This window comes from Paraburkholderia kururiensis JCM 10599 = LMG 19447, from assembly GCF_003986935.1.
GTDB lineage: Bacteria > Pseudomonadota > Gammaproteobacteria > Burkholderiales > Burkholderiaceae > Paraburkholderia > Paraburkholderia kururiensis.
Genome location: NZ_RJZE01000003.1, coordinates 333,367 through 353,500 on the forward strand (window position 1 = coordinate 333,367; position 20,134 = coordinate 353,500).

A 20,134-nucleotide genomic window follows, 5' to 3' on the forward strand; every position below is an offset into this window, starting at 1 on the left:
CGAGCGTCGGTTACGCGCCGCCGAACATAAAGCGCCGTAACACGACGCTCTTGATTCGGTCGAGAAGCAGAGCGAACACGGCAACGGCACAGATCAGGGCGCCGACGAGTTCCAGTGGGACTGCTGCCATCAGCGTTCCGGTTACGGCCAGCACACTCACCAGGACGACGTCGATGGCGCTGGCCCACGCCATGAGCGTACCGGGAGCGAACGCCCACATGGGTCCGTCGTTGCGGAGTACGTAGATGTTGGCCTGCGTGGTGAATACCAGCAGCAGGAACACCATGGTTTGCATCTGCCCGGCACTCAGCCCGAACTCTGTGCGCGCCGCGCCATACAGCGATAGCGTGAACGCAAGCGAAACCGCTGCGAGCACGCCCGCGGCGCCGACCAGTTGCCCGACTCGCCAGCGTTGTGGCTGGCTTGCCGGTAGAACGCGGTCGGTTGCGATGCTCATCGTAACGAAGTCATTGGCGAACAGCAGTAACACGATCAGCCGCGGTGAAATCACAAAGCCTTTGGTGAGCCAGAGACCCAGTGTGAGGAAAACGACGATCTCAAGTGTCTTGACTATCTTGTTGAGAATGTACGTGAGCATGCGTCGGTGCACTTCTCGCCCCATACCGACCACGGTCAGGACACCGCTCAGGCCTGGATCGGTCAGCACGACGCCTGCTGCGGCCTTGGCCACATCGGTGGCACTCGCCACGGCGATACCGAGTTCCGCCTGCCGCAGCGCAGGTGCGTCATTGACGCCGTCGCCCGTCATCCCCGTGACGTGTCCTGCCTGTTGCAGCGCGCTGACAATGGCGTGCTTCTCTTCAGGCAGCACGCGAGCGAAGATGTCGCATTTTTCGGGTTGTCGTAAGTCGTCTTCGCGCGCAACGCAGATACGTGTGCCCAGCCCAAGTCGTTGTCCGATTGCCCGTGCTGTTTCCAGTGCGTCGCCGGTGGCCATGCACACTCTCACGCCAAGCTTGCCGAGTTTTGCGATGAGTTCGGCAGCGTCGTCCCGAGGCGGGTCCGAGAGGCCCACCAGGCCGATCGGGCGAATCGCGCCCGCCGGACCCGCCGCAACCGCGAGCACGCGCGCGCCCCCAGCGGCCAACGCCCGCCCCGTGTCTTGCGCGGCTTGACGCTGCGCCACGTCGGCACCGCAATGTTCGAATACTGCGCTGGTCGCGCCTTTCAGCGCATGCCACGCCTGTCCATCGACGACATAGATGCCTTCGCTGAATCGGGTTGCCGGATCGAAAGGCCGAAAATCCGTGCGCGCGGGCAGAAGGGCAGATTGCGCGCTCGTACGATAGGCAGAAAGGATCGCAAGGTCGAGGGGATCCTGAGAGGCATCGTCGCTGGCCATTGCTGCCGCGCGCAAGACGGTGGCCTCGTCGACGTCTGCCAATGCCTTGACCCCGGCGACGGACAGCCTGTTCTGCGTCAATGTACCGGTCTTGTCGGACAGAAGGGTATCCATTGCCGCCGCTTCCTCTACCGCAGGCAGCCTCGTAACGAGAACCCCCTGTTTCGAAAGACGTGTGCTCGCGAGAGCCGTAGCCAGGGTGTAAGTCGCCGGCAAGGCGACCGGAACCGACGCGACGAGCAGCAATAACGCAAACACCGCGGTATCGCCCCACGGCAAACCATGCGTCGCGGCGTAAAAGACGACCAATACTACAAGCACGAGGTCGAAGGCGACGAGGCGCTTGACGATCGAGAAGATCGTGCGTTGCATATGGCTGGGGGCATTGGACGTGCGCACGAGTTCCGCCGTCCGGCCGAAGTAGGTTCGCGAGCCGGTGGCAGTGACTTCGCCGCTGGCTTCGCCCTGATGCACGATCGACCCGGTGTACGCGGGCTGTCCGGGGCTTGCATCGACGGCGAGGGACTCACCGGTCAGGGCCGACTGATCCAGCGTCACTGCGCCATCGAACAAAACGAGGTCTGCGGGGACGATGTCGCCTGCTCGCACGTGCACCACATCTCCAGGAACCAGTTGCGCGGCGGGAAGACGGCCCCAGTGCGCGTCGCGCAGCACGCGCGCGTTGACCTGCAATTGCCGTCGCAGCAACGTCAGCGCGCTTTGCGCGCGCCCTTCCTGGATGGAGGCAACAAGGGCATTGAAAGCAAGCAGGAACAGGATGACCAGCGCCTCCTCGCCACGATGAAGCATGACCTGTAGCACGATCACCGCTTCGAGCATCCAGGGCACGGGTCCCCAGAGTTTGCCGAGAAGCTGGCGCCATCGCGGTGTGCGAACCTCTTCGATAGCATTGACGCCGAATGCTTGCAGGCGACGCTCAGCCTCTGCCGACGTAAGCCCTGTTGCGCGGTCGGTGGTCGGCAGCGCATTTGCGGTGTCAGCGGGAGGTTTAGCGGCGATTGTCATTGTGAGGAGCGGTCCGCGGTGGTTGGGGCGCGCCGGCCACCGTGCTGACGATCGTCGCGTCACTTCTACGAAGAGCGACGTAGCGGCCGGCGTAGTTGCTCTGCTGCTCGCATGCCAATGGTCGGTTCACCGCTTCAACGAATCATGGCTTGCGGGCGGAACCACTACCGGCGTTCACAGAAGTTCGAGTGCCAGCGCGATGCCCTGTCCTCCGCCAATGCACAGCGTCACGATCCCGCGCCGAGCGCCGCCACGCTGCATCTGATGCAACAGCCGCGTAGTCAGCACCGCGCCGCTAGCACCGATCGGATGTCCATGAGCAATCGCGCCACCCTCTGTATTTACAACGTCTTCCGCAAAGCCGAGCTCGCGCAGACACGCCAGCGCGATTGCCGCAAACGCCTCGTTGATTTCCACGCGATCCACGTCCGATATAGACCACCCGGCGCGTGCAATTGCCTGTCGCACCGCGGGAATCGGGCCCAGGCCGAAGAAACCGGGCTCCACGGCTGCCACGCCATAACTGACCAGCCGGGCCATGGGCGTCAGGCCATTGCGTTCGGCCCAGCCTCGCTCGGCAACGACCATTGCAGCCGCGCCGCTGTTCAGGCCAGGCGCGTTGCCTGCGGTAATCGTCCCGTCCTTGCGAAAGGCCGGTTTGAGCCTGGCAAGCGACTCGGCGCTGGTATCCGGCCGATTGTGCTCGTCGCGGACAAACACCGTTGGCCCTTTGCGACCCGGCACCTCCAGCGGCACGATTTCTGCGTCGAAGAGCCCGGCAGCCTGCGCCTGCGCGAAGCGTTGCTGCGAACGCAACGCCCAACGATCCTGGTCCTCGCGAGAGATGCCGCACTTCGCCACAAGGTCTTCTGTGTGCCAGCCTGAATGCTGACCGCTAAAGGCGTCGTTGAGCCCATCGAGCAGCATGCTGTCGAACAACGTCACGTCGCCCATCCTGGCCCCCCAGCGCCCTTGCGGCAGCAGGTAGGGACTGCGATCCATGTTTTCCATACCACCGGCGAGCGCGCATTCGATCATGCCGGCCCAGATTTCGGTGGCCGCGCTGGCGATGGCCTGCGCGCCCGACCCACAGACACGGTTGACCGTCAGCGCCGGAACGCCGACCGGCAATCCCCCGGCGATGCCCGCCTGTCGCCCCGGATTCATTTTCACGCCGGCCTGAATCACATTGCCCATGACGAGCGAATGGACCTTGTCGGCAGCCAATCCAGCGCGCCGGAGACTTTCGCGGATAACGGCAGCGCCAAGCGTTGGCACCGCCACGTCCTTGAGTGTCCCGCCGTAGGTGCCGATCGCCGTGCGTACAGGGCTGCACAGGACCACTTCAACGTTGCTCATGACCTTGCTCCTCAAAGGAATGCCGCGGAATCAGGTAATACGGAAGATCGTGCCGTCCAATGCAGTTCCGGTGCGAGGGTGTCGAGGACCGTCCCGCATCGCTTCAGGTTCAGGTTCAGGTTCAGACGAAGCCACAGGTTTGTGCGGGGCACGGGTCGCTCGTGCGGTCCCGTTTGTACATTAGACGGTTTTCCATGATGGCGAGGGCCGTCCGATCCTTCTTGACGTGTGTCAAGACGAGTATCGTCGCCGCCCTACAAGCTGAGGCACAACAATGGTTGAGCCACATGGTCTGTGACAAAACGGAGCGACGTAGCCCTCCGACCATCGCCATGAAGCGAACCGGGCTGCGTCGCCGCCAGAATCCGGATCGGGAGATGGGGAAGAAAGCGCATGCCTGCAGACATTGATGTCGTAGTAATCGGAGGTGGCCAGGCCGGGCTTGCCACCGCCTACTTCCTGCGCCGTGCGGGACTCGACTATATCGTGCTGGACGACCAGAGCGCCCCCGGAGGCGCCTGGCGACATACCTGGGACTCACTACACCTGTTCTCGCCGGCGCAATGGAGTTCGCTGCCAGGCTGGCAGATGCCCGTATCAAACGGCACGTACCCGTCGCGCGACGAGGTCATCGCCTATCTGGCGCGATATGAGGATCGTTATCACATCCCTGTGCGGCGCCCGGTTCATGTCAAATCCGTTTCACGCGTCCAGGGCGGCTTGCTGGTCAGCACCGATCGAGGGGAATGGCTCGCGAGAGCAGTCGTGAGCGCGACCGGCACCTGGAGCGCGCCGTATGTCCCCGACTATCCCGGACGCGAGATCTTTCGGGGTCGCCAGATGCATTCGGCGCAGTACCGCAACGCGGACGATCTGCGCGGACAAAACGTGCTGGTGGTGGGCGGCGGCAATTCGGGCGCGCAAATCCTGGCGGAGGTATCGACAGTCTGCAACGCTATGTGGGTGACGTTGCATGACCCCGTTTTTCTTCCCGATGATGTGGATGGCCGGGTCTTGTTCGAACGCGCGACAGCCAAATGGCAGGCTCTTCGCGATGGGCACACGATGACGGCGCCGGTAGGTGGTTTGGGCGATATCGTCATGGTGCCGCCTGTACGGGACGCGCGGGCGCGAGGCGTTCTGCACCCAATGCGTCCGTTCAGCCACTTCGATGCGGACGGCGTCGTGTGGAGCGACGGCACGCATTCCCGCGTCGATGTCGTGATCTGGTGCACGGGGTTCCGCCCCGCGCTCAAACATCTTGACCCACTACAGATCTGCGATGCCAACGGATTGCCGAGGACAGACGGGACGCGCGCCAGAGGCGAGGAGCGCCTGTGGCTGGTTGGCTACGGCGAATGGTGCGGCGCTGCCTCGGCTACGCTCGTCGGTGTCATGCGCAGCGCAAGGGAAGCGGCGCAGAGCATAGCGCAATATCTCATTGCCATAGGGCCGCGAAGCGCATCATCACCGTAGCCGGCAGGGTCCTCCGAAACCAGCGTCGAACCGGGCGAGTTCCTTCAATCTTGTCGATCGATCTTCCAAGTCGCGTTCAAGACCCTACCGTTAGCGGCCGATAATGCACTTACGCGTTATGGGACGATCACGATGAGCCACGAAGACAAAGATCCGGCCGGCGGTTCCCTTCAGGCCGCATTCCTGCGCCACGAGGCGAGCCTTGCACCGCCCGGGCGCCAGCCCGGCGAGGACAACCCCGCCGTTTACCGCACGCTGCTCGAATCCACCCGGGCAATTCCCTGGAAGATCGATTGGGCGACGATGCAGTTCGCCTATATCGGCCCGCAGATCGAAGCGCTGCTCGGCTATGCGCCCTCCACCTGGAAAACGGTCGAGGACTGGGCCGCGCGCATGCATCCGGACGACCGCGAGTCCGTGGTGAATTTTTGCGTCGCGCAATCGCAGGCGGGCGCCGACCACGAAGCGGACTATCGCGCACTGACCGCCGACGGCGGCTACGTGTGGATCCGCGACGTTGTCCACGTTGTGCGCAAAGAGAACGGCGACGTTGACGCGCTGATCGGCTTCATGTTCGACATCAGCGAGCGCAAGCGCACCGAGGAACGGCTCGCGCAGCTCCAGCGCGAACTGGAACGCCTGTCGCTCGCCGACAGCCTGACGGGCGTGGGCAACCGTCGCATGTTCGACACGGTCATCGCGCGCGAATGGGCGAGCGCGGCGGCATCGGGCAAGCCGCTTTCGCTCGTGATGGTCGACATCGATTTCTTCAAGTCGTACAACGATTATTACGGTCACCTGCAGGGCGACGAATGTCTGAAGCGCATTGCGCATGTGCTCGGCGAGGCTGCCGGGCCGAACGCGTTCGTGGGCCGCTTCGGCGGCGAGGAATTCGTGCTCGTGCTCGCGCAAACCGACGCTGATGAGGCCGTACGCGTCGCAGAGCGTTGCCGCGCGCTGATCGCGGATGAAGCGATCGCGCATCTGCGCTCGCCGCATAGTCAGCGGGTCACGGCGAGCTTCGGAGTAGGCACCGTTGTGCCGAATGAAGGTATCGACGTCACGGCTTTCATCAATCTGACGGATGCGCAGCTCTATCAGGCCAAGGATCAGGGCCGCAACCGCATTTCGGCGGTGGACCGGGCAGGTATCGGCGGCGAAGGATTCAAGTTGCAGTCGCGCTGACACTTTGATGGTGCGAGGATCGTTCCGGCATAGGGGCGCGTCACGGAAGTCACGCCGGGGCGGCACAATTGTTGGTCAGGTTGTTGGGACGATGGCCGATATAAAGCAAAGGTCTGGCAAGGAAAGAGCGCTCTTCGACCCGAAGCGATCCTTCATGCCTCTTGAAGGCGGACGATTAGAGTCAGCAACTCCAACGCAAACTTAACCATCTTGACACCGATTTAAGACGGTTGGCGGTTGCGCCAGCCGCCGACGGACGTTACCTGGTCGATGCACGATTCGACGATTTCCACGTCTGGTAAACCGAAGCGCAGCCCTTCTGGACAGAATAGTTCTCCAGAACCGGACCCGTTTCTACCGCCAGCCGAAGCAAAAATAAACCTAAAACGGGTCGATCGAGCTCAAAGGTCTCGTTTGCTTCGGTAACTACTGAGCCAGAAGAATACTCCTCACAAAGTAAGCCATCCGCCATATGAATTACCGTGTCCGGTCCAGCTGCGAAATCGCTGAACGCCCAGAAGACACCGAACAGTACCAAGGGCGATGCCAGAATTGAGATTGCGATCGGGAGCGACAGCAGGCTTCCCATACCCCATCCCAGCAGTCGCGGTCGCAGCGCGAACGCACCGAAAGCGATATACGCGTAGGCCACGAAGCAAGAAAAGAACAGCAATACATTGATCACGTGACTGCGCGTCACGAAACCTGACTTCACTCCGACCAGCACGACGGAAATTAGCGCGAAGGCTGACAAATATTTTGTTCGTGGCTGCATAGTGTCTCGCAGTGGCGCATTCGCCGTGCAGGCCCGATACCCCTTGACGTCGGTCCGTTACCCCTGGCGCCCCAACCCCGCGCGCACCGCTGCCGCCAACCCGAGTTCCGGATAAGCCGCATCGACTGCCTCGATGTCCGCGCGCGTTTCGGCAATGAGCCAGTCACGCACCTCGGCAACGATCGGGCGCGGAGGCCGGCCTGGCGCCCATGAAAGACAACAGATCCGATCGGTCACCACCAACTCGCTCTCGGCCGGCACGAGCGCCCGCTGTGCGAGCCAGTGCATCACCACGTTGACCCAGCCGAGCGCGATTCCCTGGCCGAGCAGTGCCGCCTGCACGACGATCGCATAGTCGTTGAAGCTCAACACGCCGGCCGCGTGGCGCGTCTTGTTCTTGAATGCCGCGAAACGCGCGTGCCAGCCGCGCTCCTCGTCGTCCATCACGATCACCGTGTCGCCGTGCGCGCGCCATTCGTCGGTACACGCAAGTTCCTGATAGCGCGGATTACAAACGGGCAGCAGGACTTCGGGCATCACCGGCACGCTGTTCTCGAGCATTTCGCCCTCCTGCACGAAACGCATTCCGAGATCGACATCGCCGAGCGGTCCGCCGATCCGGCCGGAAATCAGCTGAAAGCGCAGGTCGACCGACGGAAACGCCTGATTGAGCCGGCTCATCCGCGGCATCAGCCAGTGTGTCGTGAATGCGGTCGACACCGACAGCGTGACGGGCTCGACGCCCGTCGCGCGCGCCTCGATTTCGCGGATCGCGTCTTCGATGCCGTTCAGTCCCTCGGAAATCTTGCGATACAGAATCCGGCCGTTCTCGGTGAGTTCGATGCCGCCGTGCACGCGCTCGAAGAGACGCACGCCGAGATGATCTTCCATGCGCGAGAGCATCCGGCTGACGGCCGGCTGGCTGACGTACAACTCCTGCGCCGCGCGCGTGAAGTTACCGCAGCGCGCGGCCGCCTCGAACACGAAAAGCGCGTTGGCGCTGGGAAGTTTTCTGCGTAGGCTGGGCATGACCTGATGTTATGCCTAATCCAACAATTCGGGAATTGCAGCCAAAAAAATCGGCGCCTATATTTTTCCTCACTGAGGCAGCCGAGCGGGAACCCAACAATGGATGCACGAGCCAGGGCGGGCGTATCGATTCGATCCGCAGCAAAGCGTTATGGGCCTGTCGTGGCGCTCGACGACGTGTCGCTCGACGTAGCGCAGGGCGAATTCGTCTCACTCCTCGGCCCGTCCGGTTCAGGCAAGACGACGCTGCTCGGCATTCTCGGCGGCTTCGTGCAACCGAGTGCCGGCAGCGTCTGGGTTGGCGAGCGAGACATTACATTCGCGCCGCCGCACAAGCGCAACATCGGCATGGTGTTCCAGAGCTACGCGCTCTTTCCTCATATGACGGTCGGCGAAAACGTCGCTTTTCCGCTGCGCGCACGCCGCGAGCCCAGATCGGGCTGGGCCCGCAAAGTGGCCGACGCGCTCGCGATGGTCGAACTGCGCGGCTATGAACACCGGCGGATCAGCGAATTGTCGGGCGGGCAGCGGCAGCGCGTGGCGCTCGCCCGCGCGATGGTGTTTGAGCCGCAACTGATCTTGATGGACGAGCCGCTCTCCGCGCTCGACAAGCAATTGCGCGAGACGATGCAAATCGAGCTGCGGCGCCTGCATCGCCGGCTCGGCGCGACGATCATCTATGTGACGCACGACCAGCGGGAAGCGCTGACGATGAGCGATCGGGTCGCGGTATTGAAAGACGGCCGGCTCGTCCAGGTCGATACGCCCGAGCACCTCTATGACCGGCCCTGCAACGCCTTCGTCGCGAGCTTCATCGGCGAGGCCACGCTGCTGGCCGTCGTGCGCGTGGGCGACGATGCGGTGAGTCTCGGCGACACCGTGCTGCGTACGGCCTACCCGCTTCCGCGCGCCGAGCGGCTGCTGCTCGCGGTGCAGACCGAAAAGCTCGTGATCGACGCGGGCGATGCGCCGCCCGACGCGAACCGGCTCACCGCGCGCGTGACGGAGGTGCTGTACCAGGGCGAGAGCCTGCGCGTGTTTGCGTCGCTCGCCGACGGCACGATAGTGAGCCTGCGCCAGCCCGGCAATCACGAGGCGCGGCAGCGCGTGCCGCCAGCCGGCGCTTCCATACGTGTCGCGATTTCGCCGTCCGACACGATCGTCGTACCGGCATGACGGGCGCGCGACGCCCGGCCCTGCCCTTCTCTTCCCGGCCAATTTTTCCCGGCCAATCGCAACGCAATCAAGGATGAATTCATGAAGCTCACCGATTTCAAGGTGCTGACATTCGACGTCGTCGGCACACTCATCGACTTCGAGCGAGGCGTGCTCGCATCGGTGCGCCGCATCGGCGGCAGCGCCACGAAAGATCTGACCGACGAGCAGATCTTCGAGCCGTACATGCGCGGCCGTGCCGCGTTCCCCGGCCGGTCGAGCCACGAAATGGCGAACGTCTACCTGTCGCTCGCGAAGGAGCTGGGTTTGCCGGACGATGCGCAGTCGGCCGCCGCGTTCCAGCGTGACGTGCTCGAGTGGCCCGCGTTCGTCGATTCGGTCGAAGCGCTCAGGCGGCTGCGCAAGCATTTCCGCCTCGTCGCGATGACGAATGCAGACCGCGTGGCGCTGTCCTCGTACGCGCATACGCTGGGCGATCCGTTCGACGATTCGGTCTGCTGCGACGAGACCGGTGTCGCCAAACCGGACCCGCAGTTCTTCGCCTACAACCGCGGGCGTCAGGCGGCGTTCGGCTACAAGTTCCGCGAGATTCTCCATACGGCGCAAAGCCAATACCATGACATCGGCATTGCGACGCAACTGGGCTACGCGACTTGCTGGATCGAGCGCCGTCGTGGACAGAACGGCTTCGGCGCGACACCGGTGCCCGAGCAGGTGACGACGCCGACGTTCTGCTTTCCGACGCTCGCCGCGCTGGCGGATGCCGTCGAAGCCGAGCTCGCCGTGGCCTGATGATGCTCGCGCCGCTCGCCTGCACTTCGCCGCCGCCCGATTCGCTCTGGCGCCACCTCGCCGCGCGCGCCGGTACGCTCGACGCCCCGGTCGGCAGCGGGCCGCTCGCGCGCGATCTGCACACCGACGTTGCCGTGATCGGCGCGGGCTACTCGGGCCTCGCCGCAGCCTATGCGTTGGAAAAGCGCGGCGTGCCGTGCGTGGTGCTCGACGCTAACCCGGTGGGGTGGGGCGCGAGCGGGCGCAACGGCGGCGTGGTGTCATCGAAGTTCCGGCTGTCGTTTCCTGCGATTGCGGCAAGGCACGGTCTCGACGTCGCGAAGCGGATGCACCGGCTCGCGCACGACAGCGTGCGCGTGGTCGAATCGCTCGTCGACGAGTTTGCTATTGCGAGCGCCGCATTCGAACACAGCGGCAGCCTGCGCTGCGCGCATACCGAGCGCGCGCTCGCCGCTTGTATTGCCGAGGCGGACTGGGTGCGCACCGAGCTCGGCGACCGCTCGATGTCGGCGTTGACCCGCGGTGAGGTCGAAGCGGAATCGGGATCTGCGGGATTCGTCGGCGGGGTGTTGAGCGCGGACGCCGGGACCATCCTGCCGCTCGAATACGTGCTCGGCATCGCGCGCGGCCTTGCAGCGCGCGGTGTGCCGATCCACGAATCGACGCCTGTGGTGGCGATCGAGCGTGTGTCCGGCGCCCCAGGCGTCATCGTGCGCACGCCGGCTGCGACGGTACGTGCAAAGCAGCTGATCGTCGCGACGAACGCCTACTCCGGCCTTACGTCGGCAACGGCCGCCTACCAGCGCGAGCTGGTGCCGTTTCGCAGCGCGATGATCGCGACCGAGCGGCTGCCGGCCGGGCTCGACGCGAAACTCATGACCGCGCGCCGCAGTTACACGGAAACGCGCCGGATGATGAAATGGTTTCGCCGTGCCGATGGGCGCATGCTGTTCGGCGGACGCGATGCGTTCGGCAAGGAAGGACAGCAAACGGGCTTCGAGGCGCTGCGCCGCGCGATGGTCGCCCTGTTTCCCGACCTGGCCGGCCTGCGCATCGAGTTCCAGTGGTCGGGCTATGTCGGCATGACCTTCAACGCGCTGCCGCACGTCGGCCGCAGCGACGACGCCACGGTGTTCTGTCTCGGCTACAACGGCGCAGGCGTCGCGATGGCGAGCCTTGTCGGCCAGCAGGCGGCCGCGCTCGCGCTGGGCGAGACACCCGATCTCGCGCTGCTGGCACAAGAGGGGCTGCGGCCCGTCCCGTTCCATTCGCTGCGCGCGCCGGGCGTCAGGCTCGTCGCTGCGTGGTATCAGTTTCTCGATGCCATGGGGGCATGATGACGGCAGCCAGAGGAATCGTTTCCGGGTGCGACACGATGAGGCCGAGCGAGACAGATGCGGCGATGCGCCACCAGCGACGCGAAGACCGCGCGATGTTGCTGCTGATGGCGCCTGCATTGGCGATCGTCGTCATTTTGCTGGTCGTGCCGCTTGCATGGCTGTCGTGGCAATCGATCCGTCACGATGGCGGTTTCACGCTCGCGAATTACCGGCGCGTTTTCAGTGGTACTTACCTCGATACCTTCCTGCTCACCTTCAAGCTGAGCGCGATCGTCACCGGGGTGACGCTGCTGCTCGGCTATCCGGTTGCCTATCTCGCGGCATCGGTGCGCCCAAGGCTCGCCACACTGATTCTCGGCATGGTGATTCTGCCGTTCTGGACGAGCGTGCTCGTGCGCACGTATGCATGGCTCGTGCTGCTGCAGCGCACGGGCATCGTCAACAAGGGGCTCATTGCAGCGGGCCTCATCGATCAGCCGCTGCAGCTTGCCTACAACCAGTTCGGCACCATCATCGCGATGGTCCACATCCTCCTGCCGTTCATGGTGTTGCCGCTCTACTCGGCAATGCAGAAGATTCCCTGGAGCTTGTCGCAAGCGGCCGCCAGCCTCGGCGCGTCGCCGACCCATGCGTTCCTGCGCGTGTTTCTGCCTCTGTCGATGGGCGGCATCGTTGCGGGCGTCACGCTCGTGTTCGTGCTTTGCCTCGGCTTTTACATCACGCCCGAGTTGATGGGCGGCGGCAAGTCGATCATGGTCTCCATGGTCGTGAGCCGTAACGTCGAAATCTACAACAGCTGGGGCGCGGCGAGTTCGGTCAGCGTGGTGCTGCTGGTTTGCGTGTTTGCGATCTTCTATGCCGCGAGCCGTGTGATTCCGCTCGACAAGACCCTGGGGGCGAAATGAAGCCGAATCCGCTCGCGCGCGGCCTGCTCGTCGCATCGGTCGCGCTGATCCTTGCGTTTCTGATGATTCCGGTGCTGATCGTCGTACCGCTGTCGTTTTCCGATACGCGCTTCATGACGTTCCCGCCGCCTGCGTTGTCGCTGCGATGGTATGAGGCGTTCTTCGGCAATCCCGATTGGCTCGCGGCGGCACGCACGACGCTCATCGCATCGTCGTGCGCGACTGCGATCGCAGCACCCGTCGGCGTGGCCGCGGCGTACGCGATCGAGCATGGCGCGCATCCCCTGATTCGCCGGCTCCGAACGGTATTGATGCTGCCGCTGATGGTGCCGATCATCATCGTCGCCGTGGGCGTGTTCTTCGTCTATGCGCAGCTGGACTACGTGAATACGCTCGGCGGGTTGATTCTCGCCGACACGATGCTCGGGTTGCCGTATGTCGTGATTTCCGTCGGTGCGGACCTGCGCTCCTTCGACCATGCTCAGGAGATGGCCGCGCGCAGCCTCGGAATGAACCGGCTGCGCAGCTTTCTGGCCGTGACGCTGCCGCAGATCCGTTCAAGCGTGATCTCCGGTGCTGTGTTCGTGTTCATTCAGGCGCTCGACGAGACGGTCGTTGCGCTCTTCATCTCCGGTGGTCCGAACCAGACGCTGACGCGCCGGATGTTCGTCACGCTGCGCGACGAGATCGATCCGACGATTGCGGCGATCAGCACCCTGCTGACGGCGCTCACGTTGGCCCTGGTGCTCATGATGGTGATCAGCCGCCGCGGCGGCATGGCGGAGGCAGCACGCGTATGAAGAACGCCTTGAAGTTTTATATCGACGGCGCCTGGCGCACGCCTGCCGGCAATACCCGGCTGCCCGTGATCGACCCGTGCACCGAAACACCGTTCGCGGAAGTCGCCCTCGGCGACCCACGCGACGTCGATCGCGCAGTGGCCGCCGCGAAGCGCGCATTCGCAACGTTCTCGCTGACCGACCCCGCGGAGCGCATTGCGCTTGCGCGCCGGATTCTCGACGTCTATCTCACGCGCAGCGACGAGATTGCCGACACGATCTCGCGTGAGATCGGCGCACCTCGCCAGCTCGCACGCAACTGGCAAGCCGCGCTCGGCCGCCGGCACCTGGAGGAACTGCTGCACACCTGCGAAACGTTCGCGTGGCAGCGCAGCAAGGGCACGACGCTCGTGCGTTACGAGCCGGTGGGGGTTGTCGCGCTGATCACGCCATGGAACTGGCCGATCAACCAGATCGTCTGCAAGGTGGCTCCCGCGCTCGTGGCAGGCTGCACGATGGTGCTCAAACCGAGCGAGATATCGCCCCTGAACGCGGCGCTCTTCGCCGAAGTGCTCGACGAGGCAGGTGTGCCGGCCGGGGTCTTCAATCTCGTGCATGGCGATGGTCCGACGGTCGGCGCGGCCTTGTGTGCCCATCCGGACGTCGACATGGTGTCGTTCACGGGTTCGACGCGCGCGGGGGTACAAATTGCGACGCTCTCGGCACCGACCGTCAAGCGCGTGCATCAGGAGCTTGGCGGCAAGTCCGCGAACGTGCTGCTCGACGATGCCGATTTCGAAACGGCGGTGACGAAGGGCGTCAACAGCTGCTTCAACAACAGCGGGCAATCGTGTAACGCGCCCACACGCATGCTGGTGCCGGCCTCGCGCCACGACGAGGCGGTGGAGATCGCGCGGCGCGCCGCGGCCGCGCATCGTGTCGGCCCCGCCGACGCGCCGGAAACGACGATGGGCCCCGTCGTCAGCGACGTGCAGTTCGAGCGCGTGCAACGGCTGATTGCGGCGGGTATCGAGGAAGGCGCGACGCTCGTCGCGGGCGGGCTCGGCCGGCCCGCGGGGCTTGAGCGCGGCTACTACGTGCAGCCGACCGTGTTCGCGCACGTGCGGCCCGATATGACGATCGCGCGCGAAGAGATCTTCGGTCCCGTTCTGTCGATCCTGCCTTACCGCGACGAGGAAGACGCCATCTCCATCGCGAACGACAGCCCGTATGGGCTCGCCGCGTACGTGCAGTCGCGCGACCTCGACCGTGCGCGCCGCGTCGCGTTCAGGCTGCGTGCGGGAAGCGTTCACCTGAACTATCCCGCGTGGGATCCGGGTGCGCCGTTCGGCGGCTACCGGCAGTCCGGAAACGGACGCGAGTATGGCGAGTGGGGGCTCGAAGCGTTTCTCGAAGTGAAGGGCGTGGTCGGATACGGCGCCTGATACTCCCGCGCGCCGTCGACCGCAGCGCGCCCCGCTATTCGCCCTGGCGCGCTCGCAGCATATCGGCGATCCGCTCCGCGATCATGATTGTCGGCACGTTCGTGTTCGCGCAGGGAATCGAAGGCATCAGCGATGCATCGCAAACCGTCAGCCCCTCGACGTCGAAAACCGAGCCGTCCGGGGCCGTCACCGCGAGCGGGTCGTGAGCGGTGCCCATTCGGCAGGTGCCCGACGGATGCCATGTTCCACCGACCGATTGCATGACGAACGCAGTCAGCGCCGCGTCGTCGGCAAGCAACGTATCGAGCGAGACGCCTTGCGTGATGATGTGCTCGACCAGCGTGCCACGTAGCGGCCCGGCGCTGTCGAGCAGCGCGCTCAGTACGCCGCGCTGCATCGCGTTCCACTTGCCGGGCCGCGCGACCGACGCAACGCGGGGCGAGTAGCTCGACGGAAAGATGGGCCCGAGCGCGCTCGCGAACAGCGGGTCGGCAAGCGTATGCGCGCCGAAGCGTACAGCGCCTTTGAGCCGTTCGAGGTCACGCGGGTCCGACAGCATCGAGAACTCGACAAGCGGTTCTTCCTCCGCATGCGCGGAGGCGAGCCGCACGCGGCCGCGCGAGTACGACTTGTTGACCCAGAAGAACATCGTGCCGAGCCGATATCCGATCGAATGCCAGCCCGAGCGTGACAGAATCGCGCCATGCATGTCGCCTGCAGGTGTGCCTGGCAGCCCTGACGAGTAGCGGATAATGGCCTGCTCATGGTGCTCGTCGGGAAACGGCGTGCGCATTTCGCGCGGCAGGAACGCGGATACCGCAATGGACGGGTGCTCCATCAGATTGCGGCCAACGCCATCACGGGCGGCGACGAGGCCGATGCCGGATGCGGCGAGCTCGTCGGCGGGGCCGATCCCGCTGCGCATGAGAAGTGCCGGACTGTGGATCGCGCCCATGCAAACGATGATCCGTCGCGCACGCAACGTATTGAACGCACCATCGGCGAAGCGCACCTCGGCGCCGATTGCACGGCGGCCTTCGAATCTCACGCGCTCGACGAGCGTGTCGGTACAGACCGTCAGATTGGGACGCGCCCGGACGGTCGCGTCGAGATAGCAGATCGACGTGGGAATACGTTCCCCTGCCGCACTGACCGCAATGGCGCCCACGTAGGCGCCATCTTCCCACGGGCCGTTCTGATCGATACGCAGCGGATGACCGTGCCGCGCAAGCGCGCCGAGCACGCCGCGCACGAATGGCGACAGGCGATCGGCGCTCGCGCGGCGGATGCGCAGCGGGCCATTGGTGCCGTGAAGCGGTCCGTCCAGGTCGCAGTCGGTTTCGAGCTTGCGGAAATAAGGCAGACACTGTGCCCAGGTCCAACCCGTTGCGCCGAGCGCGTCCCATTCGTCATAGTCGGCCGGCGCGCCGCGGTTGGCCATCAGCGCATTGATCGCCGAGCCGCCGCCGAGCACGCGCGCCTGCTCGTAGCGCCGCCGCACGGCAGGCGCGCTCATGCGCGCATGCAAACGCTGCCAGATATTGCGTGTATCCAGATAGGCTCGCCCCGGATATCGGCTGCGGATATCAGCCGGCATCGACGCCTGGGTGAGATCACGGCCGGCTTCGACGAGGCAGACGGTCTTGCCGGCCTCTTCGGTAAGCCGTGCGGCAAGCACGCAGCCGGCCGAGCCGCCCCCGAGAATGAGGTAGTCGTACACAGTGGGCGAGTGATCGATGCGCAGCAAAGGGCTTGTACGGGCCGCTCGTGCTGGCGGCGCGCGATGAGCCGTTGCGTTACTGCTGCATGAACTTGAGCCAGCGTGCCTTCGCCTGAACGCCGGCTTCGGATGCCCACCATTCCTCGGACATCAGCGCCTGCCTGCTCGCATTCTCGGGCGAACTCGGCAACTCGCTCGCGCGCTTCGCCGAGATCTTGCCGGTCTTGTACGCAGCCGGGTTGCCGGGACCATAGTCGATGTAGGTCGGCAGGTTGGCCTGAAGATCGGGCGATACGGCCGTGTCGACAAAGCGCACGGCGTTTGCGAGATTCGGCGCGTTCTTGAGAATGCACAGCTGCGTGTTCTGAAGAATACCGTCGTTATAGGTGAAAGTGATGTCCGGATTGTCTTTCGCGACTGCGCTCGCGCGACCGTTCCAGATCATCTCCATATCCACTTCCCCGTCGTGCAGCAACTGCGCAGACTGGCCGCCGGAAGTCCACCACACGGCAATATCGGGTTTGATTTGCGCAAGTTTTCTGAACGCACGATCGACGTCGAGCGGATAGAGCTTGTCGCGCGGTACGCCGTCGGCGAGCAGTGCGGCCTCGAGCACCGTTTGAGGATCATTGCGCAGGGCGCGCGTGCCCGGGAAACCCTTCACGTTCCAGAAGTCCGCCCAGCTTTGCGGCACCTTCTTCACAGTCTTCTTGTTGTAGCCGATCACGGTCGAGTAGAACTCGTACGCGACCGAGTATGGCGTGCGGTACTTCTCCGGCACGGCCGCGGCGTTCGGCATCTTCGAGAAGTCGAGTTTCTCGAGCAACCCTTCGTGGCCCCCGCGCAGGCAGTTCGATGTCGGCGTATCGACGACGTCCCAGATCGGCTTGCCCGCCGAGCCCTGTGCCTTGATCTGCGGCCATGCGTCCGGAATGCTGTCTTGCTTGATCGTAATGCCGAGCTGTTTTGCCGCCGGATCGAGAATCGCCTTGGTCTGCGCTTCCTGGTAAGCACCGCCTTGCGACACGAATGTTATTTCGCCGGCGGCAAATGCGGGCGCGCAGACGAGCGCAAGTGTTATGGCGACCGGGTTCAGGCTCTTCGGTTTCATCACGGCTCTTCCTCGACTCGATTGAGAGAACAATGTTGCCCCGGGAGGGAACACCGCCGTATCGGCGCGACCGCGCGGGCGGTCACGCTCTCAGGGTGCTTCGACTATAGTGAGCCAATTTCGCGGGTACAACGCCGAAATTGTTGGAGCCGGCATGACTTGATGTAATGCCGGCCTCGACGCTGTTGGCAGCGCCATCCCTCTTCGCCGGCATTTGCGTTTTGTGCTTTCCGGCCTCGGCCGGATCCTGTCCAGCAGCGAATTTCTTTCGTGCGTTCGCTACGCCGTTTGAGAGCGTCTTGAAGAGATACGTCGGGATAGGCGCGAGGAGCCAGCAACTTTTCCTTGCCACCCCGGAACGGAGGAAGCCAACGGATCGGTCAGGAAGTATCGGAACAGAGAATTGTCGGGAGACCGCCCGACAACGTTTCCGGCGATGCAGCCGGAACAGTGTGCCGTTACCCATAATCCGTCCGCAAAATAAAGCATAAGCTGTCCGCGGATGTGCGCCGTCTCATGGCTGTTTGCGTGCGAGTCAAGCGTTACTGACGGTGCTACGTTTTGCTTCACGTTCCCCCTTCGTTCAATATGCCCATGAACCAATCTGTGGTTTCGCCCCGGCTGCGGGCGGTGAGGTCAGTAATTGAAGCTGACAGCATCGCCGAGGTCGTCGAAAGCCGATAGGCGGTGGGGCAGATTGATAGTTGCCTGTTTTTGCGTCGCGGGTTCAACGACGTCTACGAACTCCAGCTTGCAGATGGCGAGCGAAGAATCGCGAGGCTTGCAGCACTAAGGGCTCGCGGTGAAGGTAATGCGGACTTCGAGCTATCGTTGCTCGAACATCTGAAGGCAGAGGGGGTTGCAGTTGCCGCCGCGCACTGGACACGGGATGGTGCCCTGTCGACAGACGTGCCCGCGCCTGAAGGCGTTCGTACACTCGCAGTCTTTGACTATCTTGACGGCAAGCATCTTGGCGATGACCTGGATGATGTCCGGCTGACTGGTGCCGAACTGGCACGCATCCACGACGAGGCCAAGACGTATGCCGGTCCTGAAAGTCGCTATGTGCTTGACATCGCTCATCTACTGCTTCGACCGCTATCCCGCATAAAGGCACTCAGGCATCTGGACGACGAGGTAAAGGGAAAACTAACCGAGATAGCGACAGCGCTAGAGGACAGGTTCTCCACCACCGAAGCGTCGCTATCGCGCGTCATATGCCATGGGGACTGTCACGGCGGCAATACTATGATTCGCATTGGCGGCGATGGTAGCCGACGTGCGGCATTCTTCGACTTCGATGACAGCGGGCCCGGTTATCTCGCCTACGACCTTTCGGTCTTCCTCTGGGGCAATCTGCTGGCCACGCATCGCGAAGAGCCCGACGAAAAATCACGTGCAAGGTGGCTCGCCTTCATTGACGGCTACAGGTCAATAGCACCTATACCGGAAGCAGACTACCGTGCAGTGGCGACTTTTGTTCCGGTGCGAATGATGTGGCTGTTGGGCGAATACGCCGGCAACGCGGGCGCTGGCGCAGTGGGCGTCCAGAACCTCCCCAACGTGTGGTTCCGGGACATTGCCACCCTGATGGAGAAGTGGCAGGGGCTGACCACGCCGGAGTGATGCACCTCTCTGAACGCACACTCGCTAAAGTGAGGTGCTTAAACGCCTTTGGCGTCAACGAGCACCGCCATCAGGAGCGCTTCTTCGGTGCCGCGATTCACCCAGGCATGGTTAGTACCACGCTGAATCACAACATCGAATGGCTTGAGGTCGTGTTCGGTCTTGTCGAGGACCAGCGTAATCTGGCCGGACAACAGGATGATGTAATCGGTCGTCGAAGTCATATGCATCCCCGGGTCGCGACTCGTATCCGGTTGGCAATGGGACGCGCCAATGTTGCGGAACAGGTCGCTCCACGCTTTCAACCTTTCTTCTCGTGAGAGGTGTTCAGTCGAAGACTGCGGTGGAATCTGGAAGTAACGGAAAACGGTCCCGTTGGCCGCCGGTTCCAGCGTCTTCGATTTTGCGCCAGCGTCGTCGATGGTCTTATGGTCGTGAGGTGCAGGACCGGTCGTCCAAAGCTCTGTCAACGTACCGATGATATTCGTTGCTATCTCATCCTTCAGCGCGTACGAGCGTCCTTCTGCGTCGTTATGGGTGACGATGCGGCGAACGGGAACTAACATGGGATGTCTCCTTTGAAATATGTCGCGGCCATCAGGGTCAGGACGGGCGCTTTTCGCGCATGGCGACAACGGCCGCGAGCACAACGGCGCCGTACACGATACTTCTTGCCGCTGAGGGCAACGTGGAACTCGAAAGCAATGTTGAGAGCGATGTCAGCATCAAGGCGCCGCCAAACATACCGGCGTAGTTTCCGCGTCCCCCGGTCATGAGCGTCCCACCAACGACCACAACAGCTATCGAGGTCAAGAGATATGGGTCTCCCATATCGTTGAATGCCTGTCCGGTGAATCCATTCAACATCACTCCAACGAGTGCACTGCAAAGCCCACTCAGTGTTGATTTGCACGGAAGCCTGACCCACGATTTGCATTGAATTCTGACCCACCCGTTGGACCAGCTTTGCGGGTTATTCGGTGGGTATCTGGGTCTTCTTTCGCTCCTTCTTTGGCTGTGTCGTGCT

General features: G+C 63.4%; 16 protein-coding genes. 9 read left to right on the top strand and 7 right to left on the bottom strand.

The window, feature by feature from the left end; all coding sequences use genetic code 11:
* Positions 1-10 precede the first annotated feature (10 nt).
* Positions 11-2,389, bottom strand: a complete 2,379-nt coding sequence (locus tag PKKP23_RS05485) for a plasma-membrane proton-efflux P-type ATPase (RefSeq protein WP_126876098.1) — start codon at positions 2,387-2,389, stop codon at positions 11-13.
* A gap of 174 nt (positions 2,390-2,563) precedes the next feature.
* Positions 2,564-3,748, bottom strand: a complete 1,185-nt coding sequence (locus PKKP23_RS05490) for a thiolase family protein (RefSeq protein WP_126876099.1) — start codon at positions 3,746-3,748, stop codon at positions 2,564-2,566.
* Between the two features lie 393 nt (positions 3,749-4,141).
* Between PKKP23_RS05490 and PKKP23_RS05495 the strand changes: the two genes are divergently transcribed.
* Positions 4,142-5,224 (top strand): ArsO family NAD(P)H-dependent flavin-containing monooxygenase, encoded by a 1,083-nt coding sequence (locus PKKP23_RS05495; protein ID WP_126876100.1) that lies wholly within the window; start codon positions 4,142-4,144, stop codon positions 5,222-5,224.
* A 132-nt stretch (positions 5,225-5,356) separates the two neighbouring features.
* Positions 5,357-6,409 (top strand): GGDEF domain-containing protein, encoded by a 1,053-nt coding sequence (locus tag PKKP23_RS05500; protein ID WP_126876101.1) that lies wholly within the window; start codon positions 5,357-5,359, stop codon positions 6,407-6,409.
* Between the two features lie 259 nt (positions 6,410-6,668).
* Here the strand turns inward: PKKP23_RS05500 and PKKP23_RS05505 are convergent, their stop codons facing one another.
* Together PKKP23_RS05505 and PKKP23_RS05510 are read right to left on the bottom strand one after the other, a co-directional pair.
* Entirely contained in the window at positions 6,669-7,163 is a 495-nt protein-coding gene (locus PKKP23_RS05505; RefSeq protein WP_126876102.1) for a hypothetical protein, read from the bottom strand.
* A gap of 78 nt (positions 7,164-7,241) precedes the next feature.
* The gene (locus PKKP23_RS05510; RefSeq protein WP_026121153.1) at positions 7,242-8,213 is read right to left on the bottom strand and encodes a LysR family transcriptional regulator; all 972 of its coding nucleotides are present in this window, start codon (positions 8,211-8,213) and stop codon (positions 7,242-7,244) included.
* A gap of 99 nt (positions 8,214-8,312) precedes the next feature.
* Here PKKP23_RS05510 and PKKP23_RS05515 point away from each other — a divergent pair, with 99 nt between their 5' ends.
* The 6 genes from PKKP23_RS05515 to PKKP23_RS05540 all read left to right on the top strand — a co-directional run bounded on the left by PKKP23_RS05515 (position 8,313) and on the right by PKKP23_RS05540 (position 14,650).
* Positions 8,313-9,389: an ABC transporter ATP-binding protein gene (locus PKKP23_RS05515; protein ID WP_026121152.1), complete on the top strand. Its 1,077-nt coding sequence runs from the start codon at positions 8,313-8,315 to the stop codon at positions 9,387-9,389.
* 81 nt (positions 9,390-9,470) lie between these two features.
* Positions 9,471-10,181, top strand: a complete 711-nt coding sequence (locus PKKP23_RS05520; RefSeq protein WP_017773330.1) for an HAD-IA family hydrolase — start codon at positions 9,471-9,473, stop codon at positions 10,179-10,181.
* Positions 10,182-10,183: 2 nt separating this feature from the next.
* Positions 10,184-11,518 (top strand): NAD(P)/FAD-dependent oxidoreductase, encoded by a 1,335-nt coding sequence (locus PKKP23_RS05525; RefSeq protein WP_026121151.1) that lies wholly within the window; start codon positions 10,184-10,186, stop codon positions 11,516-11,518.
* Positions 11,519-11,556: 38 nt separating this feature from the next.
* Positions 11,557-12,426 carry an ABC transporter permease gene (locus PKKP23_RS05530; RefSeq protein WP_126876103.1) on the top strand — a complete coding sequence of 290 codons (870 nt, stop codon included), beginning with the start codon at positions 11,557-11,559 and terminating at the stop codon, positions 12,424-12,426.
* Positions 12,423-13,226 (top strand): ABC transporter permease, encoded by an 804-nt coding sequence (locus PKKP23_RS05535; RefSeq protein ID WP_126876104.1) that lies wholly within the window; start codon positions 12,423-12,425, stop codon positions 13,224-13,226. Before PKKP23_RS05530 ends, PKKP23_RS05535 begins: the two co-directional genes overlap by 4 nt.
* Positions 13,223-14,650 carry an aldehyde dehydrogenase family protein gene (locus PKKP23_RS05540; RefSeq protein ID WP_126876105.1) on the top strand — a complete coding sequence of 476 codons (1,428 nt, stop codon included), beginning with the start codon at positions 13,223-13,225 and terminating at the stop codon, positions 14,648-14,650. The genes PKKP23_RS05535 and PKKP23_RS05540 overlap by 4 nt, the downstream gene beginning before the upstream one ends.
* Positions 14,651-14,684: 34 nt before the next feature.
* Here the strand turns inward: PKKP23_RS05540 and PKKP23_RS05545 are convergent, their stop codons facing one another.
* Positions 14,685-16,370, bottom strand: a complete 1,686-nt coding sequence (locus PKKP23_RS05545; protein WP_126876141.1) for a GMC family oxidoreductase — start codon at positions 16,368-16,370, stop codon at positions 14,685-14,687.
* Between the two features lie 76 nt (positions 16,371-16,446).
* Positions 16,447-17,481, bottom strand: a complete 1,035-nt coding sequence (locus tag PKKP23_RS05550) for an ABC transporter substrate-binding protein (protein ID WP_017773324.1) — start codon at positions 17,479-17,481, stop codon at positions 16,447-16,449.
* Positions 17,482-18,168: 687 nt separating this feature from the next.
* Between PKKP23_RS05550 and PKKP23_RS05555 the strand changes: the two genes are divergently transcribed.
* Positions 18,169-19,107 carry a phosphotransferase enzyme family protein gene (locus tag PKKP23_RS05555; RefSeq protein WP_126876106.1) on the top strand — a complete coding sequence of 313 codons (939 nt, stop codon included), beginning with the start codon at positions 18,169-18,171 and terminating at the stop codon, positions 19,105-19,107.
* A 38-nt stretch (positions 19,108-19,145) separates the two neighbouring features.
* Here the strand turns inward: PKKP23_RS05555 and PKKP23_RS05560 are convergent, their stop codons facing one another.
* A complete protein-coding gene (locus PKKP23_RS05560) occupies positions 19,146-19,673 on the bottom strand; it encodes a cupin domain-containing protein (protein WP_126876107.1) in 528 nt (175 codons plus the stop codon).
* Positions 19,674-20,134 lie beyond the last annotated feature (461 nt).